This is a genomic window from Lujinxingia sediminis (assembly GCF_004005565.1).
Taxonomy (GTDB): Bacteria; Myxococcota_A; Bradymonadia; order Bradymonadales; family Bradymonadaceae; genus Lujinxingia; species Lujinxingia sediminis.
The window spans coordinates 79,507-104,264 of sequence record NZ_SADD01000009.1 but is presented as its reverse complement, the minus strand read 5'-3'; the positions used below and the strand labels follow the sequence as shown (position 1 = coordinate 104,264).

Sequence of the window (24,758 nt, the reverse complement as noted above, 5' to 3'; positions counted from 1 at the left end):
GTGCGTGCTACATGGTTCTTGGAGAGGGTGTCACTCCGGGACAGCTTCCGCTTGCACTGCTAAGCAGATCCCGTGCCAGCCAAATATCGACGCAAAAAGGGCCATTGGATTCATCTTCTGGCCAACGTTTACTCCCACCGCCTCGCCGATCTGTACGAAGGACACTCCAGCCCGTCGCGTGCGAGAGAGTTTTCCACAGGCTTTTCCACAGGGTTGGTTTTCCACAGTTTTTCGACACAGCCTGGTTGCCTGCGCGTGGGTTTTGTGGCTATCTTCTGCAAGCCTATTCAGGGTGCGTTGTTTTGATGATCAAGATGATTCATGGATGAATCACCGCCCGCACCCTTCGCGTTACGCCGCGCCAGGCCTGGCTTTAAGAGCGATGCTGTGGAAGCATCCTCCGGGTTGAAGGCGCGCGGACTCAACACCACGGAAGGTCGCGAATGAGCTCCTCCGACAGTACCCACCGCCGCGAGCAGGCCTGCGCCCTGCTGCAGGCGCTGATCGATCCCCGACATCTGCAACGTCCCGATCAGGGCGCCGCACTTCGTCATCTGGCGCTGGCCTCGCTTAACCTCTCCGAAGAGCTCAGCGCCGAGGCGCTGATCGAGGCCGGCGAAGCGCTGCCGCTGGTGGCCCTCTACGATCGGTGGGCCCAGGAGCATATCGGCCCGGCCGAGGTTTCCCGTGCCCTTCAGGCCCAGGGGCTCTTGAGCGCGCTGGGCACCGAGGCGCTGCACCGTCGTCTGGAGCGCGCTCACCATCTGGCGGCGTCGACGCATGTGCGCCGCACCCCACGCGCACTCAACGACGATGCGAGCGAGGATGATCCGCGTCGGCAGGCGCTGGAGCTGGCCGCCGAGCACGATCGCCAGCTCCGAGCGCTCGCCAGCCTGGAGCCGGTGCGCGCGCTGGATCGTCTGATGGAGAAGGCCGGGCTTCTGGCCAGCGCGATGGAGAGCCCGGTCGCCGAGCTTCAACGTTTGATGCCGCCCTGGGAGATCGATCGGAGCGGAGGGGGGCTGCGTTTGCTCGATGAGCTTGAGCGCGCCTGTGACGAGGAGTGTCCGCCGGCGCTGGCCATGCTCACAGCCCGCTCGCGCGACTTCGAAAAGAGCCTGGCGCAGAACCTGGAGAGCCAGGGCCTGCTGGTGGCCGTACGCGCCGCCCTGGCCTTCGGCCCGCGCCCGGGCGACGAGGCCCCCTCCCAGCGCGAACTTCGCCATTACCTGGCCGGATTTACCCTCTTTGCCGACGATCCGGCGCTGCTGGCGCTGACCCAGGCGCTGATGGAAACCCGCCATCGGATGCTTCTGCATCTTCAGGGAGCGCTTCCTTTAAGCGCGCTCAAACCCTGGACGCTATTTCTGCGCGGCGATTGCGCCGAACTGGCCGATTCGCGCGACATCTCGCTGCGCGAGGCTACCCATTATGCCCACTACTGCCTGCACCTGCTCAACCTCTGCGACCTGACCGATACCCCGGGGCTGACGTTGCGCGACGCGTTGCGCCGCTCGCTGATGAGCCGGGAAGAAGAGCTCCGCGAGCTTGTGCTCCTGGGCCAGCGCCAGGGCTTAAGCGATCAGCAGGCCGATCTGGCCCGCTTTGAGCAAGCGCGCTGGCGGGCCGAAGGCCCGCGCGCCGCCCTGGCCGACCGCCTCGCCAGGCTGACCGGCGCCTGGGTCCACGGCGAGGCCCCCGGTCCCCTCGGGGCAAGCCCTCGCCTCGACGCCCCGAGCGTCGAGCTGGCCCGCAAGGCTCTGGAGAACGCCGACGCCTCGGCGGATGCCCTGGCCAATATGGCGCGCGATCTTCACCTGATCGGCCACGACATCTTCCAGAAGTTGGACCTTGAAGAGACGCTCCGTCTTATGGCGCTTGCCCTGGCGTCGGTGCGCGACTGCGGCCTTTTGCACCGCGAAGGTGCCCGCGTCGATCTTCGCCCCCTGGCCGACTGGCTCTCTTCATCGGGACGCGCTCCGCATCATCGCGCCCTGCTTCGCACCCTTCTGCTCAGTGCATCGCTCGATGAGCTCTTAAGCACCGACGCCCGGAGCGCGCTTCCCGGAATCCAGGTCCACATCGATGAGGCCAACGCCACGCTGCGCCTCTCCCTGAAGCTCGATCCCAACCTCGACGCGCTGCTCACCCTGCTGGCGGCCACCGACGAGGACGACCCACTGGCCGCAATCCTCACCGGCCGCCTGCGTCAGATGAGCGTGCGCCCCCCCGAAGCTCAACCGGCGCCGCCATACTCCGAGAGGAAGACCACCGAGAGCGAATTGTCCGGATAACGCTCCCCGAGCACCCGCGGCAGACGATCGAGCTCGGGAATCCAGGGTGCCGAGCGAGGCCGGGCGCTCAATGCAAAGATCATCGCGCCTCGATCCACGACCTCATCGAGCGTTTGCACCAGCGTCGACCAGGCCTGCACCGGCACGTACTTCGCGTCCATCTGCGGCTCCAGCGAGTCGACCAGCTCCCGGTCCTGTTCGATGTAACGCTCGTCGCATACCACCATCAGCTCGGCGTCGAGACGGGAGGCCAGCTGCTTGACCGAATGCACCGCCTCAAAGAAGCCCGGTGAGCGCTCCGCAAAAGGCGGCACCGCCAGCACCACGCGCTCCGTCGTCGCGAGCGGCTCGCAGATTCGGTTCACAAAGAGAAGTTGGCGGGTCTCTTCGAGAAGTTGATCGAGCACGGTACCGAAGATGCGCTCACGCGTGGAGACGTGCCCGCTCCAACCGATGAGCACCATTGAGGCATGCTCCTCACGAGCGACACGGGCAATACCGTTAGCCACGTTCATCGCGATGCGCGCCAGTGGACGCACCTGAACCTGGGCCTCGGCCCCCTTATCCACAAAATGATCGAGCATCTTGCGCTTGGTCTGCAGACGCTCCTCGGCGTCCTGCCCATCGGTAACCACCATCAGCGGGTAGACCGGCTCCCGACACTTCGGGTCGCGCATATAAAGCGCCAGATCGAAGAGATCATCGGAGGTCTTCGGGTTGGCCACCGGCACCAGCAGACGTTCGCGCACCCGGTGCTGCTCGACCGGCGCTGCCTCGGCGCGATGCGCCATCTCCAATCCGTACTTCTCCACCAGCGCCGGCCCCAGGATGCAGGTCGCAAGGATCATGACGACCACAGCGTTGACCAGCGTCCCGTCAAAGATCCCGGCCTCAAAACCGATCAGGGTCACCGCCAGGGTGGCCGCAGCCTGGGGCACACTCAACCCGTAGATCGTCCAGCCCTCCGCCCAGGTATAGCCGAAGATCTGGCGCACAATCAGCGTCGCGGCCAACTTCCCGATGCTCACAAGGCCCACCAACACCGCGGCCAGCTTCCACAACTCCAGGCTGCTAAAGAGCACCCGGAAATCGATGAGAAGTCCCACCGAGATCAAAAAGAAGGGCACAAAGAGCGCCTCGCCATTAAAGCGAATACGCGCCATCAACGTGCTCTGCTCCGGCACCAGGCTGTTGAGCGCAAGCCCCCCGATAAAGGCCCCGATGATCGGCGCCAGTCCCACCGCCTCGGCCAGCCAGGCGGTGATGAAGAGCACCGTCATCAAAAACCCGAACTCCATCTCCGGGCTGTTGCGCACTGTGCGAAAGAACGCATACCCCAGCCGGGGGAGACCGAGAATCGCCGCGGCCGCGTACAGCGCCACCGCCCCGCCAAAGATCGCCCAGTCAATAGCAGCCACATCCCCGCTCAAAGACGCCATCACAATCGCCAGAATCGCCAGCGAAAGCGTGTCCGTTACCAGCGTGCCCCCCAGGGTCATCGTCACCGCGGTGTTCTTCATCAGCCCCAGCCGCGCCACGATCGGGTAGGCGATCAGCGTGTGCGAGCCGATAATGGACCCCAGCAAGAGCGAGGCCTCCAGCGAATATCCCAGCACATTAAGCGCCACCCACAGCGTGAGCAGCTGCGGGAGGAAAAACGAGATGAGCCCGAAGACCACACTGCGACCCTTGAGCGTATTAAAACGCCCCAGATCCAGCGAGAGCCCCGCCTGAAACATCAAATAAAGCAGGCCGACGGTGCCCAGAAGCACGATCGTCGCATCGCGTTCCAGCAGATTTAACGCCGAAGGCCCGGCCAGCGCCCCACCCAGGATCAGGCCGACCATCCCCGGGATCTTCAAACGCGTCACCAGCTGCGGCGCTAAAAAAATCAGCGCCATCAGCGTCGCAAAGATCAAAACCGGGTTGCTGAAAGGAAACGTTACGCTGGGTCCAAATTCCAAAAACACCTCAAAGACGCACCGCCCGGCGGACCTTTCATCGGTCAGCCAGCCGTCGGTTCTCACACTCAACACGGATTATGTACCGCATTCACGCGCATTTTCGCCACCCGCGTCAGGCGACGATCGGAGACACGCGCGGTTCGACAACCCACAACCTCGCTATTACACTCCCGCGACCTGTCGGGATGCCCCCCTTTCTTCGGAAGGATTCACCATGAACATCGCCATCATCACCGGAGCCTCCGCCGGCATGGGCCGCCATTTCGCCCTGCAGCTCGACGGCCGCGCTGACATCGACGAGATCTGGCTCGTGGCTCGCCGCAAAGAGCGCCTCGAAGCGCTGGCCGGGGAGTTAAAGCACGCCCGAGGACGCGTCTTCGCTGTGGATTTATGCGATGACGACGCCCTCAACGCCTTCTTCGCCACTCTGGCGCAGGAGACGCCTACCGTCACCTGGCTGATTAACAACGCCGGCTTCGGAAAAATCGGCCGCTTTGACCAGGTGCCCGTGGCGACCAACCTGCAGATGATCGATCTGAACATCCGCGCGCTCACCGAAATCACCCAGCGCGCGCTGCCCTTCTGCCAGAAAGGCTCGCACATCGTGCAGGTGGCCTCCTCGGCGGGCTTTTTGCCGATCACTCACTTCGCCGTCTACGCCGCCTCCAAGGCCTTTGTCGTCAACTTCTCCAATGCCCTCTCCCGCGAGCTCAAACCCCGCGGCATCGGCGTGACCGCGGTCTGCCCCGGGCCGGTGCAGACGGAGTTTTTTGACGTCGCCGCAAGCCAGGGGGGCACCAAAGCCGGGCCCGATGGCGTGATGGCCGACCCGGAGCACGTGGTAGCCCGCGCCATCAAAGACGCGGAGCGACATCACCTCAACTCCGTCTACGGGCTGAGCATCAAGGCCTTCATCCTGCTCACCCGCTTCTTACCGCGCCAGCTGGCCATCCGCGCCACCGAGCGGATCTACGGTTGAAATGCGCCGAATACCTTCTCCGTTCTCCCCACCGGCTCTCTTTGACCCGCATAACGAGCCGTGTTCTCCCGCTGCGACAGGTCGCCTGTGAAACGCCCCAAACTCGTCACGGACGTCTCCGAGTGGGGACTGATGCGCTGGCCGGCGCGAACCCGCGCCCGCCTGGTCATCACGTCCCTTGCCTTTATTGCGCTGGCGACGGCCTGCGCCTTTATCAGCGCGGACTACATCCTCAACACCAGCGCCTCCGTGATGCTCAACCTGGTGCTGATCACCGCGAATCTTTTTCTGCTGCTCGTCACCGCCTTTCTGCAGGCCGCGCTCATCGGCGAGTTTTTCTTCTCGCCGGGGTGGCGCCAGCGCGTGCTCCTGGGGGAGAAGCCTGCCTCCAGGAGTTCCCTGAGCGATGACCTCCTCGCCGTCCACGACCACAACGCGGAGTTCATCGCCATCATCGCCATCGCGCTCTTCGTCAACGGCTTTGCCATCAACCAGGTCATCGGCGGATTCTTTGACGCCTACCATAATGAGGCGTTTTTCCAGGTGCGTATGCGCTCCGACGATCCCGAGGAGCGTCTGGCCTCATTGACCATGCTGGCCGACCCGCTCAACAACCAGATCTGGGAGCGTCCCGCCCTCCAGGAGATGATCCTTGAGGGGCTGGGCGACCCTGAAACCAGCGTGCGTCAGCGCGCGGCCTGGACCGCCGGCGCCCTGCTGGTACGCCGCGCCGATAAAACACTCTCCGCCATGGCCACCGACGACCCCGATCCGCAGACTCGCGCCCGGGCCGCCCATGCCCTGGGCAAACTTCCCCCGGCCGAAGAGCACCGCCTCACCCTGGAGCGTCTCATCACCGCCGACCAACCTCTGGAGCTCCGCCTGGGCGCCTTCCGCGGCCTGGCCGCCATGGCCGACGCCTATGCCGTGCCCACAATCCTCACGCAGATTGACGATCCCGATGAGACCGTCGCCGCCTACGCTTACTGGGCACTCGCACGCATCGGCTCCGCCGATGCCCGCGACCAGGTCAAAGCCCGCGTCGACACACTGCCCCACGGCCCCCGCCGCTGCGCGGCGCTGGAGGCCTTTAAGATGGTCTCCACCAAAGAAGACACCATCTCGGCACGCCGTCACTTCCAGCGCGTCGATCCCGAGCTCTACTGCGAGCCCCTCACCTTTGAGGAACCTGACGAAAACATCCATCATGTGGTCTGGGGCGAGTCGGTGCGTCTGAAGTGGCTGAAGGTCGTGGGCAACACCGACCCCTTTTCCCACGAAGACTGGATGGTGCGTCTGGTCAACGACCCCGAAGAAGACGTACGCACCCGCGATGTAGCCGACGAAATCTTACGGCAGATGCGCCGCGTTCAGCGCTGATGCCGGTTGAGTTTAGCGCCCGCCCGCACTAAGCTCCGCTCCACCTGAACTTTTTGCGACGATACTCACCGGACCCTCCGCCGACGCTTGAATGTTCCGCATCAAGACTGACATCCGTCACTACAAATGTGACTCCCGGGAGAAGGTCGAAAAGCTCATCCGAAACTGGGTGATCCGTCCGGCTGATCTTTTGCTCGATCCGAGCTCGGAGAGCTGGGCGCCGATTGGCGATCATCCCAGCTTCGCGCCCCTCTTTTCCACCCTAGAGGAGGCACACCAGAACACCCCGGACACCGTCGTCACCACCCGCGAACGCACCGGGCCTTCGACCGACGATGCCTCGCCACCGCCGGCCATCAACCGCCCCAACCGCGACGCGATGCCCACCCCGGCGCTCGGTATGCTGCGCCCCGCCCGCAGCGCACGCCGGCTCAAACCCGATCCCACGCCCGACCCCGACGACTTCCCCGCCCCTCCCGAGCCCCCCGAAGGTGTGGTCGACCCGGTGCGCGACTCGGGCGAAATCACGATGATGACCGAGCGCACCATGGAGCTGCTCTCGGCCGACGACGCATCCGACAGCCCCACCGAAACCGGGGACGATGCGACCTCCGACAGCGACGCCAGCGAGGCGCCTCCCGAAGATGCCTCCAGCGACGAGACCGCCGAATTCCCTCTGCGCCGCCTCGGTCGCCACGATCTTCCCGAAGACCTCTTCGCCACCGCCGAACTCTCCAAACCGGAGTTCGATGACGTCCCTCGCATCGACGACCTGGCTGATCTCGACGGCGATTCACCCGACGATCCCGATACCGCCGGACCCGACGAAGTCACCGCCCTGCGCGAACTTCCTCCCCTCTACCTCGATGACCCCTTCTCCGAGGAAACCTCCGAGTCCCGCGCCCGCTGGAACATCTCGCTGAACTCCCCCCCCGACGAGTTCGAGTCCGAGAACGAGAACGAGTCCGAGTCCGAGTCCGAGTTCGAGAACGAGTTCGAGTCCGAGAACGAGCCCGAGTCCGAGAACGAGAACGAGAACGAGAACGAGAACGAGAACGAGAACGAGAACGAGACCGAGTCCGAGTCCGAGTCCGAGTCCGAGTCCGAGTCCGAGTCCGAGTCCGAGAACGAGTCCGACCCCGACGAAAAACTCATCGTCGCCCAGGCCATCGGCCCCGATCTCGAACTTGATGAAGATGCACTCGACCAGGCCATCGACGATCTGGAAGACGCCGCAGCCGCCGCCCGCGAACGCTCCGAAGCCAGTCTCGACGAGGCCGACCTTGACGAGGCCGACCTCGAAGAGATCCCCGTCGCGAAGGCCAAACGCCGCCAGAACCTCGACTTCGTCTCCTCGGGTTACGCCATGGCGTTGCCCGTTGCGATCGCCCCCTCACAGGCGCTTCTCGACGCGGGCATCGTGCGCTCCACCCTCTCGGAGGCCGAACGCGACCGCCGCCTTCCTCGTCCCGCCCCCAAAAAGAGCGGCTACCGCATCACACACACCTTTGATCTTTCACCGCCCCCTCCCGAGCAATCGCCGCTCAAACGCCTCCCGGGTGGCGCAGGGGCGTTGATCGCGCTGGCGCTGGTGATCCTGATCATCGCCCTGCTCGTCGCGATTTTCTAAGCTCCCTCGCGACACTCAACGCATCCTCAGAGCGGACGCGAGAACCATGGCGAGTCTTTGATGGCGTAACGCCAGCGCCAGCGCGCTGCCTCCCCGCAGCGCTCCGCGTTGAGCCCGACGCGCGCGCTCCGCCCCACCTCCGCGTCGGCCACCGGCATTCCCTTACGCACGACGATCCCCTGCCCCACCCAGGCACCGCTGAAGCGCTCGTCGATTCCCATCTCTTTGCACAGAAGCGCCGGCCCACTCAGCCGCCGCTTCTGCCAGACCCGCGCCTCAAAACCTGCCAGCGGCTCGGCCGCCCGCACCAAAATCGCGCCCGGTCCCACCCGACTCGGCGCGCGCAGGTTCACACAGCGGTGCATCCCGTAGATTCGGTACACATAGATCCGACCCGGCTCGGCAAACATCGGCCAGGTGCGCGCGCCGGGCACCCCGCTGCGAGCGTGGCTGGCCGCGTCGTTGGCCCCCTCGTAGACCTCCACCTCGACGATTCGCGCGCCCTGCTCCCCCACCCAGAGCTCACGACCGAGAAGATCGCGCGCCACCTCGTGAATCTCGCGCGCAAAAAACGCGCGCCCCACAACCTCCTCTCGCCACCTCACCCCAATCCCCTCACGTCAGGGCACCAGCCACTCGCCCACAAACCCGTCGCCCTGACGCTTAAACCCGGCGCGGTACTCCCCCTCCGGGTGAACGTGTTGCCATAAAATGGCGTCGATCTCGGTGCGCACCACCGCAAAATTCGCCCGGGCCTCAGCCTCACTGACCTCTTCAAAATCCTGGGCGGAGCTCGGCGAATCGGCATGTTCGGAGGGTCGGGGCTTCTTATAATAAAAAACCAGCTCATCCGGCGACTCCTCGGCCCACATCCGGTCGGCCAGCGCGTCGTCGCTATGAATCGTGGTGCGCCCGATGAACTGAAACTGCTGGTGAAGCTCCCGGTCGTAACATACCCAGATGGTACGCGGCTCGGCCTGCACATCCTGCACTTTGCCGGAGCGATGATCGGTATGGCAGAGCAGCGCGCGCCCCGGCTCCACGTCCCTCAAAATCACCGTGCGCGCCCCCGGAGCCCCATCCTGGCGGGTCGTCACAAAGATCGGCGTCGCCATCGCGTTATCTCGCCGGTGCGCCCCGCGCTCGGCATAGGCCCAGAGGTGCTCCAGCACCTCCTCCAGAGTCTCCAGCCGGGGCATCGGCTCGGCCATCAACGCATCCTCACGATCCTTCATAAGTGCTCCATCCGCATGCATCGGTCCGTCCACAGTCTCACTCCTCATCCTAACCTACGCGCCATCCCCGCATAGGACAAAGCCCTCCGGCACACGCGCATCTTTTGCATCCCCCCAACACACTCACCACAGCATCATCGTCCAGGCCTCTCCAAAGAGCTCAAAGGCCAGGTAGATATGATCGATCCAGCCGTTGGCTGCCGCGCCGATAAGCCCCATCCACACCCCCGAGAGGATCAGGCCGAGCGCCACAAGCCACGCCGAAGCCGCGCGCAGCCGTCCACCTAAAAGGCTCGATCCGCTGGCCGCAGCCATCAACACCGGCGTGGTCATCGCTACCAGTACCACCATCACCCCGGCGCCATGCCAGGGGCTGGCGGTGGCCGCGGCGATGCTCAACACCCAGAACATGAGCATGCAGGGCAAAAGCCCCATCATCAGCCCCATCACCCCCATCTTCAGCCAGCGATTCTTCGGTGCCAGGCGCATCGCCCGCTGCAAAAGCCCCCCGCTCAACGCCGCAACCTTTGCGCCGAGCCGGCCTCCCACCCCCGCACTCCGATAGCGCGCCGGCAAGAGCTTCCACAGCCCGGCGGCCACCAGCACCGCCGCCACCACAAGCCCGGCGGTCTGCGTCATCCCCCGCACCCAGCCCTGCGCCATCGCTCCCAGCGCGCCGGCCCCCGCCCCCATCGCCGCATAGGTAAGCGCTCGCCCGCCTTGATAGCTGAGCACCCCGGCCGAGGCCTTCATCACCCGCCGGGCCGGCGTCGGCTCCGACCACGCCCCGGTCGTCGCCGTCAGACTCGCCAGGATCGGCCCGCACATCCCCGCGCAATGCAGGCTCACCCAGATCACGCCGACGCCCAGCACCTGCGCATAATAGGGCGCGACCTGCGCCCACGCTCCAACCTCTGCCACCTCGCTCACACTCACTCCTTCATGCGCACATCACTGCCGAAGTCCGAGCTCCGGCCCACGTCTGAGCGCATTGCAAAGCACGCGCCACACGCACCCTTCGCGCCGTCCGCCTGCTTAACCCTGAGCCCTCCCTTACAAATCCCTACGCCTTGCTCTTTGCATTGCGCATTTTCTGCGCATAGCCTGAGTGCCACGCATTTTTTGCACACCACTTCGCCGCTTTGCAGCTCTCAAGGTCCGCTCCGCACCTTTTTCGCCGCGTCTTTTCGCCACATGGCCACACTGGCACGCAACTTGATAAGCCCTGCGCACGTACCCGCCGGGTCTTCCACACGCCCGGTTCTGATTCCGTGGCAACGACGAGATGCCTTTCCCCCCTTTTATGTTGAGTCCCAGGAGGTCCCGTGACTCGAGCGCCATCCCCCCAACACCCCGCTCAAGTGCTCGCCCCGGCAGCCACCGAGCGCATCCGCTACGATGATCGCATCGTGCGGATGTTCGTCATCGCCACCGTCGCCTGGGGCATCATCGGGATGCTCGTCGGCGTCATCTTAGCCCTGCAGCTGGCCTACTTCCCGGCCAACGAGCTCGGCAAGTACTTCACCTTCGGAAGGCTACGCCCGCTGCATACCAATGCGGTGATCTTTGCCTTTGCCGGAAACGCCATCTTCGCAGCGGTCTACTATTCGACCCAGCGACTGGTGAAAGCTCGCATGTTCAGCGACATGATGAGCAAGCTCCACTTCTGGGGCTGGCAGGCCATTATTGTGGCCGCCGCCATCACGCTACCGATGGGCTTTACCCAGACCAAAGAATACGCCGAGCTGGAGTGGCCCATCGCCCTGGCCATTACGGTGGTGTGGGTGATCTTTGCGGCGAACTTCTTTCTCACGCTCAAACATCGCCGCGAAAAACATCTCTACGTGGCGATCTGGTTCTACATCGCCACCATCGTCACCGTGGCGGTGCTGCACATCGTCAACAACCTGGCCATCCCGGTGGGGCTCTTTAAGAGCTACTCGGTGTTTGCCGGCGTTCAGGACGCGATGATCCAGTGGTGGTACGGCCACAACGCGGTGGCGTTCGTGCTCACGACCCCCTTCCTGGGCCTGATGTACTACTTCCTGCCCAAGGCGGCCAACCGCCCGATCTACTCCTACAAGCTCTCCATTTTGCACTTCTGGTCGCTGGTCTTCATCTACATCTGGGCCGGCCCGCACCACCTCCACTACACCTCGCTTCCGCAGTGGGCCTCCACCCTGGGGATGGTCTTCTCGATCATGCTCTGGATGCCCAGCTGGGGCGGCATGATCAACGGGCTTTTCACCCTGCGCGGCGCCTGGGACAAGGTGCGTACCGACCCGGTTCTGAAGTTCTTTGTGGTGGGTATCACCTTCTACGGCATGGCCACCTTTGAGGGCCCGCTGATGAGCGTGAAGCTCGTCAACTCCCTGAGCCACTACACCGACTGGACGATCGCCCACGTTCACGCCGCCGCGCTGGGCTGGAACGGCTTTATGACCTTCGGGATGATCTACTGGCTGGCCCCTCGCCTCTGGCAGACCAAGCTCTACTCCACCCGTCTTGCCAACGCCCACTTCTGGATGGCGACCGTCGGCATCCTGCTCTACATCGTGGCGATGTACAGCGCCGGCATCACCCAGGGGCTTATGTGGCGCGCCTTCGATGAGACCGGACGCCTGATGTACCCGGACTTCATGGAGACGGTTGTGGCGATTGTGCCCATGTACTGGGTGCGACTGATTGGCGGCTCGATCTACCTGATCGCCACCTGCCTGGGCGGCTACAACCTGATCATGACCGCGCGCACCGCGCCCAAAACCCTCGAAGACCCCGAGGCGATTGTGCCCGCCGCGCTGCCCGCGCCGAAGACCAAGAGCAGCCCTGTCAAAGCCCGCGCCGCTGGCGAACAGGCCAACATCGACGAAGCCCTCTTCAGCCTGCAGGAGAAGTTCAAGGGCGGCTGGCACCGCCTCCTTGAAGGCTGGCCGCTTGTCTTCACCATCCTGACCACCGTGGCCATTCTGGTGGGCACGATCATCGAGATCGTACCGATGCTGCTCATCCGCTCCTCGGTCCCGACCATCGCCGCCGTCCAGCCCTACACCCCGCTGGAGCTTGAGGGGCGAGATCTCTACATCGCCGAGGGCTGCCACACCTGCCACTCCCAGCAGATTCGTCCGATGGTCGATGAGATCGAGCGCTATGGCGAGTACTCCAAGCCCGGCGAAGGCGTCTACGACCACCCCTTCCTCTGGGGCTCCAAGCGTACCGGGCCGGATCTGGCGCGGGTGGGCGGCAAGTACAACCACTTCTGGCACTACCGCCACATGATCGACCCGCGTTCGACCAACACCCGCTCGATCATGCCGGCTTACCCCTGGCTTGAGACCGACGAGCTCGACCTCTCCCAGACCCAGAAGAAGATCGAAACCATGATCTTTTTGGGCGTGCCCTACACCCCCGAGCAGGCTGAAAGCGCCGTCGAAGACGCCCGCACCCAGGCCGCCCAGATCGCTCAGGAGCTCCATGAGCAGGGCGGACCGGCCGGACTTCAAGACCGCGACCTCATCGCGCTCATCGCCTACCTGCAACGCCTGGGTACCGACATCTCCAACGCCGAAGGAGCTGACTGATGCGACGTGAGATCATGGAAGCCGCCGGCCTGGAAGCCTTTGCCGAGGTCGGCCTCGTCCTCTTCCTTATTGCCTTTGCGCTGATCGTGCTGCGGGCCCTCTTCGCTCAAAAAGAAGAAATCCACCACGCTCAGAACCTCCCCCTGGAGGACGGCACCCTCAACGGTCAGGAGTCCCACCCATGAGTGAAATCACCCCTCAGAGCTCTGCCCCTGAACAGGATGTGCTCCTGGACCACGACTACGACGGCATCCAGGAGTACGACAACCCGATGCCCGGCTGGTGGCTGGCGATCTTCTACGTGACCATCGTCTGGTCGATCTTCTACATGGTCGCCTTAGGCCTGGACTTCATCGATGGCTACGACGCGCAGCTTACCCGGGCTTCGCGCCAGCTCGAGACCACGCGCAACGCCTTTGCGGCGGCCACGCCGCCGGTCGACGAGGAGATGCTCACCGCCCTTCTCGACGATTCCGACGCGCTGGCCCGAGGCGCCGAGGTCTACTCCGGCACCTGCGCTCCCTGCCACGGTGCCAACCACGAGGGCGGCGTCGGGCCGATTCTCACCGATGACCAGTGGATTCACGGCAGCACGCTCCCCGAGATCTACGCCACCATCCGTGACGGTGTGCCCGAAAACGGCATGCCCCCCTGGGGGCCGGTGCTGCGTCAGGAAGACGTCGCCGCGCTGACCGCCTACATCGCCTCGCTGCAATAACCCTTTAGCCCGGCCCGCGGCCTTAGAGCCGCGGGCCGGGCCTCCTCTCTTCTCGTCGATGACGAGGTCTATGATGAGCACCCCTCCCATTCTCGAATCCCCCGATGCCGTCCTCTCCACCATGGATAAAGACGGCTCTCGCCGCTGGATCTACCCCACCTTAAGCCCGGGCCGCTTTCTCAACGCCCGGCGCGTGGTGGGCTTTGTGCTCATCGCGTTTTTTGTGGCGCTGCCCTGGGTCAAGATCGCCGACAAGCCGGCGATCTTCCTCAATATCACCGGTGGAGAATTCACCTTCTTCGGGCTGACCCTGCACTCCACCGACACTGTGCTCTTGATGCTCTTTATGCTCATTGTCCTGCTGAGCGTCTTCTTCTTTACGGCGCTTTTCGGGCGAGTGTGGTGTGGGTGGGGTTGCCCGCAGACGGTGTATCTGGAGCTTGTGTTTCGCCCCATCGAGCGGCTCATTGAGGGCAAAGAAAGCGCGCGCCGAAGGCGCGACGCCGGCCCCATGACCCCGGAGAAGTTCGCTCGCAAAGCGGTCAAGTTCGGCGTCTTCTCGCTCCTCTCTCTCTTTCTGGCGCACACCTTTGTCGCCTACTTTGTGAGCTGGCCGGAGCTTCTGCGCTGGATGACCTTGAGCCCGGCCGAGCACCCCGGCTATTTTGCGACCATGGCCATCACCACCGCGCTGGTGCTCTTTGACTTCGGCTATTTCCGCGAGCAGATGTGCACCATCACCTGCCCTTACGCCCGCTTTCAGTCGGTGCTGATGGACCGCGATTCGCTGATTGTCAGCTACGATCCGGGGCGCGGCGAGCCCCGCGGCCGACGACTTAAATCCAAAGGTCCCATCGATCTGGACAACCCACAGGCGCGCCTGGGCGACTGCATCGACTGCGGGGCCTGTGTGCGCACCTGCCCCACCGGCATCGACATCCGCGACGGCCTGCAGATGGAGTGCGTCTCGTGCACCCAGTGCGTCGACGCCTGCGACGCCATCATGGACGCCATCGACAAACCCCGCGGGTTGATTCGCTACACCTCCGAGAACGCCATTGAGAACAAACCCACCCGCGTGCTGCGCCCCCGCCTTATGGCCTACGGTGTGGCTCTGGTGGTGCTCAGCACGCTCTTTGTGGCGCTGATCGGCCAGCGCGAGCCTCTGGAGGTCGACATCGGGCGCATGCCCGGACCGGCCTTTACCGAGCTTGCAGACGGTCAGATCGCCAACCGCCTGCGCATTCGCCTGCGCAACCGCACCGGCGAGGATCGCCAGGCCACCCTGCGCGTCACCGAGCCTGAAGGTGCGAGCGTGCGTGTGGTCGGCCCGCAGACCATCGCGCTGGAGGCCGGCGCGCTGACGCGCGTCGAGGTCTGGACGACCGCCCCGCCTTCATCCCTGCCCGATGGCTCGGCCACAGCCACCTTTGAGATCCTTATCGAAGGTGAGCCCTGGGCCACCTCGAGCTTCCCGCTACTGGGACCCACCTCCCCTGGAGAATGACATGCTCTCGATCCCCTCACACATCTTCTGGCCGGGTTTTATCATCGCGATCCTGGGCATCTGCATGGGCTCGGGCATGTCGATCATCCTGGCCTCGGCCTCCGACGGTGGCCCGCGCATCGTGCCCGACTATTACGAGCGGGCGGTCGCCTGGGATGAGTCGGTGGCCATTGACGAAGCCTCCCGCGAGCTGGGCTGGACGGTGGCCTTAAGCATCAATGATGAACGCGCCGAGGTCGCCGTGCGCGACGCCATGGGCCAGCCGCTGACCCTCAGCGGCAGCGCGAGCTTTCGCCTGGCCTCCGACGTTGAGCCCCGCGCCACGGTTCCGCTCATCGCTCGCGCCGATGGCCAACCCGGCCACTACATCCTGGAAGGCGCCCCGCTGGAGCCGGGCGTCTGGGATGTGACCCTGCATCTTCAGGGCGGTGAGACCACCTACGAGCGCACCCATCGGGTGGAGAGGTCCCCATGACCCAACCTTCGTCGGTCCCCTGCGCGCACTGCGGGCTGCCGGCACCGCCGCCCCCGGCCGATGCGCCCGAAGACGCCCCGAGCTTTTGTTGCGTGGGCTGCCACTCCGTCTACCTGGCCTTGCACGAGTCCGGGCTCGACAGCTTCTACCAGCTTCGCAACACCTGGAGCAGCGACCCGCAGCCAGCCCAGGCCCCCGAGGTGGCCGCCGAGCTTGCACCGCTGCTCGACTCCGAAGCTTTCTTAAACGAGCACGCCAAAACGCACGATGACGGAAGTCTCAGCGCCCGGCTGCACCTCGAAGGGGTGCATTGTGCCGGCTGCGTCTGGCTGATTGAGCGCCTTCCCGAGCTGATGGAGGGCGTGCTCAACGCGCGCCTGGATTTGACGCGCGGACTGCTCTCGCTGCGCTGGGATCCGGCGAAAGTTCGTCTCTCGGAGATCGGTCAGGCGCTGGCGCGTTTTGGCTACCGCGCCCACCCGCTACGCGCCGATCAGCGCCAGGTCCGCAACGAGGGACTGGGCCGCCTGCTCACCCGCGTGGGCATCAGCTGGGCGGTGGCGATGAACACCATGATCTTCGCCATCGCCGAGTACGCGGGCTTGAGCGCGCTCGCCGACGCCGGGCTGCACACCACGATGCGCTGGCTCAGCTTAGGCCTGAGCATGGTCGCGCTGGTGGTGGGCGGCTCGATCTTCTTTCGGCGCGCCTGGGCCTCCTTGCGTACCGCGTTTTCGCAGAAGTTGAGCGCGGGACTAACCCACCTCTCCATCGACGTGCCCATCGCCCTGGGGATTGGCGTAGGCTGGGTCCACTCGATGTACAACACCGTCTGGGGCCAGGGCGATGTGTGGTTTGACTCGCTCACCGTGCTCATCGCCGCCCTGCTCAGCGCGCGCTACCTGCAACTCCGGGGTAACGCGCGCGCCGCCGATGCCGCCGAGCGCCTCTACTCGCTGCTCCCGCGCAGCGCGCGCCTCTTGCGTCGCGCCGACGAGCCCACCTCCCAGCTCCGAGAGCGCGCCGAAGCCATCCTCGCAACCTCCCTGCGTCCGGGCGACCTCATCGAAGTGCGCACCGGCGATGTGGTGGCCGCCGACGGCATCGTGATGCTTGGCCGCAGCGAAGTTCTGCGCGCGCTGCTCACCGGCGAGTCGCGGCCGGAGAAGATCGCCCCGGGGCAGGTGATTGAGGCCGGGGTCACCAACCTCGGCGCCCTCCTCCACGTCGAGGTGCGCGCCACCGCCGAAGAGACCCGCGTGGGCAAACTTCTGCGCTGGATCGAAGATCACAAAAGCCAGCGCGCGCCCATCGTCCAACTCGCCGACCGTCTGGGTGGCATCTTCGTGCTCGCGGTGCTCGGTGCCGCCCTGGTCACCTCGATCATCTGGGCGTTGATTGAACCCTCCCGCGCCATCCCCAACGCCGTGGCGCTCCTGGTCATCTCCTGCCCCTGCGCGCTGGGCATGGCCACGCCGCTGGCCATGAGCGTGGGGGCCGGTCGCGCCGCGCGCCGCGGCGTGCACATTAAAAACGACGACGTCATTGAGGCCCTCGACCACCTCACCGACCTGATCTTCGACAAGACCGGCACCCTCACCGTCGGCCAGCCCACCATCGCCGCGATGGAGGGCGACGAAGAGGCATTGAGCCTGGCCAGCGCGCTGGAATCGCACTCCAGCCACCCGCTGGCCCGTGCGCTTGTGGCGGCGGTGCCTCCACAGGCAGGCTTTGCTCCCTTGCCGACCTCGGAGGTCGAAGAGCATACCGGGCGCGGTATCACAGGCCGGGTCGGCACGCAGCGCGTGGCCGTGGGCCGCCCCGACTGGCAACTTCCCGAGGAGCACCCCTGGTGCGTGCGCGCCGACGAGCTGGCCGCCCGGGGACTTACCCCCCTGGTGGTCATGGTCGACGAGGAGCCGCGTCTGCTCCTGGGGCTGGGCGACCGCCTGCGCCCGGGCGCAGGCGAACTGGTCAGCCGCCTGGGTCAACGTGGCGTGCGCGTGCATCTGGTCTCCGGCGATCACCCGGAGCTTGTGGCCCGTGTCGGCGAAGACCTCGGAATTGAACCCTCGCATATCCGCGGAGGCGCAAGCCCCGAAGATAAAGTCGCGTTCATCAAAACCCTTCGAGACGTTCACCCCGATGCCACCGTCGCCATGATCGGCGACGGCGTCAACGACGCCGCCGCCCTCCAGGCCGCCCACGTCGGTGTGGCCGTCTATGGAGGCTCCGAAGCCAGCCTCCAGGCCGCGGATATCTTCCTGATGCGCCAGGGACTCACCCCTGTCGAAGATCTCCTCGACGGCTCAAAAACCATCATGCGCACGGTGCGCCGCAACCTTCTGGGCTCGGCCATCTACAACGTCTTCGGTGTGAGTCTGGCCGCCCTCGGGCTGGTCTCTCCCCTTGTGGCCGCGCTGCTCATGCCGATCAGCTCGCTGGCGGTCGTCGCGTCTTCGCTCTCACAGCGCTCCTTTGAGCCGCGCCCCCCCAAAAGCGAAACCACAGCGTCGGGCGGAGCATCACATGCCTCGCCATCACCACGCGCCCCCTCTTCTCATGCCCGGGAGTCCGCCGCATGAACATCCTCTACCTGCTCATTCCCATGGCGCTCTTACTTACGCTGAGCTCCGTGGCAGCCTTTGTCTGGGCGGTGCGTCGAGGCCAGCTTGATGACCTCGACACCCCCGCGCTCCGACCGCTACTCGACGACGAGCCCGAACCGCCCCGGCGTTAACCCTCCAACTTCGCCCGGAGGTCGGCCTCAACCTTGCGCGCCGCCCGCTGAATCACCTCAAGCTGCGCCCCGGCCCGACGCGTGAGCGTATCATGCTCCTCGGGCGATTTGGTCGGATCGTAGCCCATCTCAAAGACCGCCCGCAGCACATCCACCCCCTCCGGTACTTTACCCGCAAGCACCAGGCACTCGCCGAGGTTGACCAGTGTATTGCGATCGCTGCTGTCGATCTCAGCGGCCCGCTGCAACGACTCCAATGCCTTGAGCAGCCTGCCCTGACGCCGGTACACAACCCCCAGCAGAGCGTGAGCCCAGGCCATCGCCGGGCGCATCTTGATCAACTTCCCGAGCACCTCTTCGGCCCGCCCGAGCTCACCCTTTTTATAAAAGCGCCGGGCCAGCTCCTGGGTCTGCGCCGCCACCAGATCAGGAGCGGCCTCCCAGGCCTGCTCCGCATCACTCTTGCTCGTCTGCTGCTCACTCATGTTGAGTTCTCCTCTGAAATCGACATGCAAAGGTAAAGGGGTAATCGCGCTGAAACGCCTTACGCCCGCAAAAACGCGCCCATCATGTCCGAGACGGTGCGCGAGAGGTTGAGTCCATCAAGCTGCCCCAACAGGCCCATCACATCCCCGAGCACCCCCTGATCGAGCCCGCCCATATCGAGCAGACCGCGCATCGTCTCCAGGGCCTCGTGGGTGACCTGCTGCAGCTGCGTCTGGGCCGCATCCGTCAGACCACTGCTTAAGCTCTGAGCCTGCTCCATCAGCATGGCGTGAGCCTGCTCAAAGATCTGCGTGCCCAGCGATCTCACGTCGCCGTGGGCGTCGCCCATCTCGCGCATCACCTGGTCGAGCGCCTGGCTCAGCGCCTCGCGAACCTCCCCGTTGGCCGCTTCCAGACCACCGGTCAGATCCCCCAGGGTATCAAAGGCCCCGTCGAAGAGGCCGACCACCTGGGGAATGTTCTGCAGTAGCCCCGCCCCGGTCTTCACCGCGTTGACCACATCCATCGCCGTGCGACCGTACTCCATCACCGAGCTGGCCTGACTGGCCAGCCCGCCAAGTTGACCGAGGTTGGCGAAGATCCCCGCGCCGCCTCCCAGGCTCCCCAGACTCCCCAGCACGCCCGCACCGCCTCCCCCGGCCAGCAACCCCGCGCTGCCCGCGCCACCGGTCGCCACCGCTAGCTGAGCTTTAACAACGATCGGCCCCACCACCTCATGAAACATCCCCACCGCATCGCTCGCCGAACGGCAGAATCCAGCGATCTCCTCCCCCCCGCAGGCCTCGGCAATCTGCCCGGCCACCTTAAGGCCATTCTCAATGCTGCCGGCAATATCCATGGTCCCCAACGACACCACCGTCCCGGCCACATCCCCCACCCAGTCTGGCAGGCCCAGGCTGTCGAGCGCGTTGTTCGCAGCGGTGCCGATGCTCATCTTCCCCTTAAAAACATCCCCGATCAGATCAAAAAAACCGCCGGATTCCTCCTTCCCTCCGATCTCCACGCTGTCGCTATCAAAGAGCCCCCCCAGGGCCTCAATCCCGTCTCCCCCCACATCGCTCACGACATCCACAACCGATGCGGCGGCCTTGCCAATATCGCTGATCGCGTCGGCCGCGTTGCTCAACACGTTCATAATATTCATCGTCAGCCCTCATCAGACCATCATCCCTCGGGCGCCGTACTCCTCTCTCAACAGCTCACCGTCGCCCCTGCCCTTTTGTTATCGAGCGCTCCGCGACGATCTTGCGTCCTCCCCTCAACTTTTTTCAGCAGGTGCTCTCTTTTCAGTACTACGCCGTGAGCAGAAGTTGCAGACACGGCGTCAACGCTAGCTCCCGTCGCAATACCGCGAGCAGCACTTTCTCTGCGCGCAGATACAACGATGCCCCCTGCGAGATTCAATCTCACAGGGGGCACCGGGCTGAAGCGTTGCTCCCCCATCCTGAGTCAGACATCCCGACGTTGGCCGCGATGCCCGCCTCACTGAACTTTGCACGCAGGCTCAGGCCTCATGCAGCTCGCGCCAGGGCTCATAATAGCTCTTGCGAATCAGCTGCACGGCACGCTCCACAAAGGCCACCAGCGGCCCAGGCCCGATCTCTTCAATGGGGTCTTCGAGGTGCCCGTAGGTATTGACCGGAAAGGATTTCGGCTCCAACGCCTCACGCGCTTCGATAAAGGCGTTGAGCGCCTCGCGATGCTCCTCGGTAGCATCTTTGCCTGGATGGGGAGACGCATAGAGCTTGACCACCCCTCTGGTATTCACGTCGAGGATGGCATAGCCGATCGCGCCGTAGCGCAGGTTCATACCGCCGGCGCGACCGCCGCCGACGTGCATATCGCAGCCAAGCTGCCGCGCACCGATGAGCACCTGCTCAATCGCCTTACGTCGCTCACTGCCTCCCCGCTCCTCTGCCTTCTTGACCACGTCTAAGGTGTCCAAACGCTCTCCAGGGTTCTACGTCAACGTCGCCCGACGGACACAACCGCTTTCACCAAGAGGATGCGCCGCCCCGGGCGCCCAACATCTTCCTCCGCTCAAGAAGAACTGGACCTAACGAAAGGTGAGCTTTTTTCACGCCGCCGTCTCTCGACGCTGGCATAGCGAATAAGCGCGCGAAGCGCGCCGCTCGTCGTCCGATCATCAATGGCCTGATCAAGACGCCTGAGTATACATAATCAATGAATATTGTCAACTTTGCCGACCGGTACGGAACTCGCCCCCTCCGGCATTCCCCGCGCGCCAGGCTGCTCAAGGCCCATCTCCACGACTGCGCTCAGACTACCCGATGCCCCCTCTTCATTGCGTTTTATGAAGGGCGTGAAGGAGTCTTTTTAAACGTCCCATCCGCCACACGCCTGGAGCCCGCTATCCGAGCACATAGAAAAGAATCGCGAGGAAGTGGCACACACTCCCCCCCAGCACAAAGAGGTGCCAGATGGCGTGGTTTAAAAAGAGCCGCTCCCACACAAAAAACGCCACCCCCGCGGTGTAAAACAGTCCCCCGCCGAAGAGCAAAAACACTCCGCCCGGCTCCAGTCCCAGCCACAGAGGCTTGATCGCAACGACGATCGTCCAGCCCATCAGCAGGTAGAGCGCCAGGCTCAACCCCTCAAAACGCCCGAACCAGAAGAGCTTGATCGTTACCCCCAGCAAGGCCAACGACCAGATCACGGCCAGAATCGTCCAGCCCAGCGTCCCCTCCAGCGTCACCAGCGCAAAAGGGGTATAGGTACCCGCGATCAAAAAAAATACCGCGCAATGATCGAGCACCTGCAGCGCGCGCCGCACCCGTGGTTGTGTCACGCTGTGGTAGATCGTGGAGGCGGCAAAGAGTGCAACCAGAGTGAGTCCGTAGATCAACGCACTGACGATCTGAAGCAACGCGCCGGTTGCCCAGGCGGTGACCATCAGCACGACAAAGCCAACGATCGCAGCCCCCAGACCCACCCCGTGGCTTACACTGTTGGCGATGTCCTCCGCGCTGAAGATCTCGGTATGGGCGATGCGCTCACGCGCATCACTGATCTTGTCTGCAAGCTCGTCGAGCTGCGATTCACCCTGTTTCGAATCTCTCCCGACATTCACGCCCATGATATTCCTGTCGTACGGATGTTTGCTCATCGCCTGCCCCCCCCTCTCGAACTCCATGCCGAGGCTCCCACATCATCTCCCCGACGCGCAAATATCCCCTCGAACGTCCCGGCGCGCTCGCCGGGTGCTCAGGCCTCATCCGCGCTTCAGCCCCTGTCGCCTTGCCCTTATCTCAGCGCTGCTCGAGCAAAAAGTCGACCATCGCGCGCTTACCCACCGTGCTCAACGTCGGGTTATGTTCCCCGCCACGCATCGACCAAAGCTCAACGGCCGCACCGGCCTGGCAGCCCTGCCAGCGTTGCACCTCGGTTTCCGCGCCGCTCAGGCCCAGCACCACATCGATCGAATCACCGGCCACAGCCTCCTCGCAGCCCTGAAGAGCCGCCCAACGCGCGGCGACCTCCTCCGCCCCCGGAAAACGCTCCCCACTGAGCGCGCCGCCCTCATAGGGAATCACCTCATCCTCATCGCCATGCACATGCAGCACGCTGACGGGATGGGTGGGCTGACAGGCCTGGGGATCAGCATCGACCGAGCCCGCCACCACCGCCACCGCTCGGATGCGCTCACTGAGCTCACAGACCAGCCGGTACGACATAAATCCACCGTTGGAGTGTCCCATAAAATAGATCCGCTCCGGGTCCACGGCCAGCCGCTCGGTGGCCTCATCGATAAGGGCGCTGAGGTAGGCCACATCATCAACCCCGCTGCCGCCAAAGTCGCAACAGGCGTCGGTGGCGTTCCAGAAGCTAAGGTCGCCTGCCCCGACCGTTCCCGGTGGCAGCACCGCAATGAACTCGCGATCGTCGACCATCGCGCTCAGCCCCAGAAACCCATCAATCCATCGCGGTGATGCCGAAAACCCATGCAGCGCAATCACCAGCGGCCAGCGGCGCTCCACCGAATAGCTCTGCGGGAGCACCACCGTGGCCGCTCGCTCTCCTCCCAGCGGCTCGCTTCCGTCCCATTCTGGAGCGTAGGGGGGGCCCTGCTCCTCGATCACCTGGGGATCGGCGCTGTCTTTCGTCCCACATCCAACCCCGATCACACACGCCAGCATGACCCCCCACCACCACGTCGCTCTCACGTTCACTCTGCATCCTCACTCATGTCGACCGACCTTCAACCTCAAAACGATGTCGTAGAAGACATAGCGCACCCGCACGAGCGCTTCCACTTTCGGAGCCCATTCCCCCTGAGCGTCACCTTAAGTCAGCGCGACACGAGCACAGCATTGTTTGTATTTGCGCCCGCTGGCACAGGGGCAGGGATCGTTTCGCCCCGGCGTCTGAGTCGCCTTCACCGGAGTTCGCGTGGAGAGGCGCGCCCCCAGGTGCTCCAGCCAGGCCAACCCGATAAACGGCGCCCAGGAAGGCTCGTTGCCCAGAAGCATTGCGGGCGGGTAGAGATCCGCCGCGCTGGCCTGGGCGAGGAAGGGAAGCGCATGGGCAAGGTGGTAGATCGTGGTCTGCCCGCCCTGACGATCGAAGAGCATCAGATGATAGATCGAAATCACCTGCCCATCGCTGAGATCGTCTGGCGCGAAGCCCAGGCCCTTAAACTCATCATCCTTCCAGGCTTGCTCGTACTGACAACGCGCTCTCCTCAGATGCTCCTCGCGCGCCTCTTCAGGAGCTTCCAATACCGGCAAAAGAAGCCGGCTGAGAATCAGCTCGACCCCTTGATTGCTGCTGATCTTCTCGCCAGCGTTGCAGGCGGCGGATTCCCACGAACGCAACAACGCCACAAGCGCATGATGGTACTCGGGATGACGCAATGCGATCAGCGCCATCACCATGGTGTAATACCCCTTTTTTCCCGTGTCCTCCCAACGCATCGCCTTCATCAGGTGAGGGGCGAGCACGTCTGCGTAGGCGGCCGCGCACCAGAGCGCGCGCAACGACACCCCGAAGAGCATCTCCGCGTAGAGCACAAAGAGATTCAACTCGACCAGCTCTTCAGCTCGTCGCGTCTCCTTAAACACCATCTCCAACTCGGCGGCATTCGCCGCGTGCACCACCGTAAGATGGCTTAAATAAAAGAGATCTTCCCAATAGTCACGCAGACGCTTCTCCAACACCGGAGACATCTTCCGAATGCGGCGAGCCTTCGAGCCCAGGCGCAGGGAGATTCCCTGAAAACCTCTTGCCACTCTGCCCGAGCATTTGGTCAGCGAGGGATACATCTCTTCGCTGCACAACGCCGCGACAAGACGAAACTCCTCAAACGCCTCCCGAGACAGGCAATGCGCCGCCTTGCGGGCCGAGCGAAACACCCGCATCGGGACCAGATCGGAGTTCACTACCTTGTCGCAGGCTGCGCGCATCTGCTCCAGATACCCGTGCAGCCCTACCGTTCGTGCCCGCTCCAGCACGTAGAGCCCCCGCGGCGTCATCCCGGCCCCCAGACACGTCACAAAGATGCCCCCGCGGGTGACCACCACATGGGGGCCATCGGGCTCATCGGAGAGCGCCAGCGCGACACGATCAAACTCCGCCGGGATGTGCATGCCATCGAGATAGGCACACACAAATTCGGAGTCGTAGTAGAGCTTCAATGCCAGTTCCTGCTCCTCGCCATCGACACGATCCAACCGCTCCAGAAAATGCACCTGATGACCGGCGTGGTTCATCATATTGCCCTCCGCTGCAACG

21 protein-coding genes are annotated in these 24,758 nt (G+C 64.1%); 11 read left to right on the top strand and 10 right to left on the bottom strand.

All coding sequences use genetic code 11. From position 1 onward, the window contains the following. The first annotated feature begins 443 nt into the window (after nucleotides 1-443). Nucleotides 444-2,294, top strand: a complete 1,851-nt coding sequence (locus tag EA187_RS14760; RefSeq protein WP_127780749.1) for a hypothetical protein — start codon at nucleotides 444-446, stop codon at nucleotides 2,292-2,294. Here EA187_RS14760 and EA187_RS14755 read toward each other — a convergent pair. Further along, nucleotides 2,237-4,258, bottom strand: coding sequence for a cation:proton antiporter domain-containing protein (locus tag EA187_RS14755; RefSeq protein ID WP_115605705.1), 2,022 nt, complete (start codon nucleotides 4,256-4,258; stop codon nucleotides 2,237-2,239). The genes EA187_RS14760 and EA187_RS14755 overlap by 58 nt on opposite strands. A gap of 214 nt (nucleotides 4,259-4,472) precedes the next feature. On the opposite strand from EA187_RS14755, the gene EA187_RS14750 reads away from it, so the two are divergent. The 3 genes from EA187_RS14750 (at nucleotide 4,473) to EA187_RS20665 (ending at nucleotide 8,247) form a co-directional block, all read left to right on the top strand. After that, entirely contained in the window at nucleotides 4,473-5,237 is a 765-nt protein-coding gene (locus EA187_RS14750) for an SDR family NAD(P)-dependent oxidoreductase (RefSeq protein ID WP_115605707.1), read from the top strand. Between the two features lie 87 nt (nucleotides 5,238-5,324). Next, entirely contained in the window at nucleotides 5,325-6,617 is a 1,293-nt protein-coding gene (locus EA187_RS14745; protein WP_127780748.1) for a HEAT repeat domain-containing protein, read from the top strand. A gap of 91 nt (nucleotides 6,618-6,708) precedes the next feature. Next, nucleotides 6,709-8,247, top strand: a complete 1,539-nt coding sequence (locus tag EA187_RS20665; protein ID WP_206524389.1) for a hypothetical protein — start codon at nucleotides 6,709-6,711, stop codon at nucleotides 8,245-8,247. Nucleotides 8,248-8,273: 26 nt separating this feature from the next. Here the strand turns inward: EA187_RS20665 and EA187_RS14735 are convergent, their stop codons facing one another. The 3 genes from EA187_RS14735 to EA187_RS14725 all read right to left on the bottom strand — a co-directional run bounded on the left by EA187_RS14735 (nucleotide 8,274) and on the right by EA187_RS14725 (nucleotide 10,412). After that, on the bottom strand, nucleotides 8,274-8,852 hold the full coding sequence (locus EA187_RS14735; protein ID WP_164856296.1) for a DNA-3-methyladenine glycosylase: 579 nt from the start codon (nucleotides 8,850-8,852) through the stop codon (nucleotides 8,274-8,276). 15 nt (nucleotides 8,853-8,867) lie between these two features. Further along, a complete protein-coding gene (locus tag EA187_RS14730; RefSeq protein ID WP_164856295.1) occupies nucleotides 8,868-9,482 on the bottom strand; it encodes a PNPOx family protein in 615 nt (204 codons plus the stop codon). 123 nt (nucleotides 9,483-9,605) lie between these two features. Further along, nucleotides 9,606-10,412: a sulfite exporter TauE/SafE family protein gene (locus EA187_RS14725; protein ID WP_115605717.1), complete on the bottom strand. Its 807-nt coding sequence runs from the start codon at nucleotides 10,410-10,412 to the stop codon at nucleotides 9,606-9,608. A gap of 395 nt (nucleotides 10,413-10,807) precedes the next feature. Between EA187_RS14725 and ccoN the strand changes: the two genes are divergently transcribed. From ccoN to ccoS, 7 genes are all read left to right on the top strand, one after another. Beyond that, nucleotides 10,808-13,060, top strand: a complete 2,253-nt coding sequence (gene ccoN / locus EA187_RS14720) for a cytochrome-c oxidase, cbb3-type subunit I (RefSeq protein ID WP_206524387.1) — start codon at nucleotides 10,808-10,810, stop codon at nucleotides 13,058-13,060. Next, nucleotides 13,060-13,245 carry a hypothetical protein gene (locus tag EA187_RS14715; RefSeq protein ID WP_115605719.1) on the top strand — a complete coding sequence of 62 codons (186 nt, stop codon included), beginning with the start codon at nucleotides 13,060-13,062 and terminating at the stop codon, nucleotides 13,243-13,245. The genes ccoN and EA187_RS14715 overlap by 1 nt, the downstream gene beginning before the upstream one ends. Continuing rightward, the gene (locus EA187_RS14710) at nucleotides 13,242-13,778 is read left to right on the top strand and encodes a cbb3-type cytochrome c oxidase N-terminal domain-containing protein (protein ID WP_115605721.1); all 537 of its coding nucleotides are present in this window, start codon (nucleotides 13,242-13,244) and stop codon (nucleotides 13,776-13,778) included. The genes EA187_RS14715 and EA187_RS14710 overlap by 4 nt, the downstream gene beginning before the upstream one ends. A gap of 73 nt (nucleotides 13,779-13,851) precedes the next feature. After that, a complete protein-coding gene (ccoG, locus tag EA187_RS14705) occupies nucleotides 13,852-15,285 on the top strand; it encodes a cytochrome c oxidase accessory protein CcoG (protein WP_164856294.1) in 1,434 nt (477 codons plus the stop codon). Nucleotide 15,286: 1 nt separating this feature from the next. Then, entirely contained in the window at nucleotides 15,287-15,760 is a 474-nt protein-coding gene (locus tag EA187_RS14700) for a FixH family protein (RefSeq protein ID WP_164856293.1), read from the top strand. Then, nucleotides 15,757-18,345, top strand: a complete 2,589-nt coding sequence (locus EA187_RS14695) for a heavy metal translocating P-type ATPase (RefSeq protein ID WP_127780745.1) — start codon at nucleotides 15,757-15,759, stop codon at nucleotides 18,343-18,345. The genes EA187_RS14700 and EA187_RS14695 overlap by 4 nt, the downstream gene beginning before the upstream one ends. Beyond that, nucleotides 18,342-18,500: a cbb3-type cytochrome oxidase assembly protein CcoS gene (gene ccoS / locus EA187_RS14690; RefSeq protein WP_115605728.1), complete on the top strand. Its 159-nt coding sequence runs from the start codon at nucleotides 18,342-18,344 to the stop codon at nucleotides 18,498-18,500. Before EA187_RS14695 ends, ccoS begins: the two co-directional genes overlap by 4 nt. Here ccoS and EA187_RS14685 read toward each other — a convergent pair. The 6 genes from EA187_RS14685 to EA187_RS21155 all read right to left on the bottom strand — a co-directional run bounded on the left by EA187_RS14685 (nucleotide 18,497) and on the right by EA187_RS21155 (nucleotide 24,739). Beyond that, nucleotides 18,497-18,985 carry a tetratricopeptide repeat protein gene (locus EA187_RS14685; protein ID WP_115605730.1) on the bottom strand — a complete coding sequence of 163 codons (489 nt, stop codon included), beginning with the start codon at nucleotides 18,983-18,985 and terminating at the stop codon, nucleotides 18,497-18,499. The two genes, ccoS and EA187_RS14685, sit on opposite strands and share 4 nt — an antisense overlap. 59 nt (nucleotides 18,986-19,044) lie before the next feature. Then, entirely contained in the window at nucleotides 19,045-20,151 is a 1,107-nt protein-coding gene (locus EA187_RS14680) for a hypothetical protein (protein WP_115605731.1), read from the bottom strand. 360 nt (nucleotides 20,152-20,511) lie between these two features. Beyond that, nucleotides 20,512-20,952 (bottom strand): hypothetical protein, encoded by a 441-nt coding sequence (locus EA187_RS14675; protein ID WP_115605733.1) that lies wholly within the window; start codon nucleotides 20,950-20,952, stop codon nucleotides 20,512-20,514. 426 nt (nucleotides 20,953-21,378) lie between these two features. Beyond that, nucleotides 21,379-22,134, bottom strand: a complete 756-nt coding sequence (gene trhA / locus EA187_RS14670) for a PAQR family membrane homeostasis protein TrhA (protein ID WP_206524377.1) — start codon at nucleotides 22,132-22,134, stop codon at nucleotides 21,379-21,381. A 142-nt stretch (nucleotides 22,135-22,276) separates the two neighbouring features. Next, a complete protein-coding gene (locus EA187_RS14665; RefSeq protein WP_115605735.1) occupies nucleotides 22,277-23,164 on the bottom strand; it encodes a CE1 family esterase in 888 nt (295 codons plus the stop codon). Nucleotides 23,165-23,311: 147 nt separating this feature from the next. Next, nucleotides 23,312-24,739 carry a YecA family protein gene (locus EA187_RS21155; RefSeq protein WP_283808555.1) on the bottom strand — a complete coding sequence of 476 codons (1,428 nt, stop codon included), beginning with the start codon at nucleotides 24,737-24,739 and terminating at the stop codon, nucleotides 23,312-23,314. Nucleotides 24,740-24,758 lie beyond the last annotated feature (19 nt).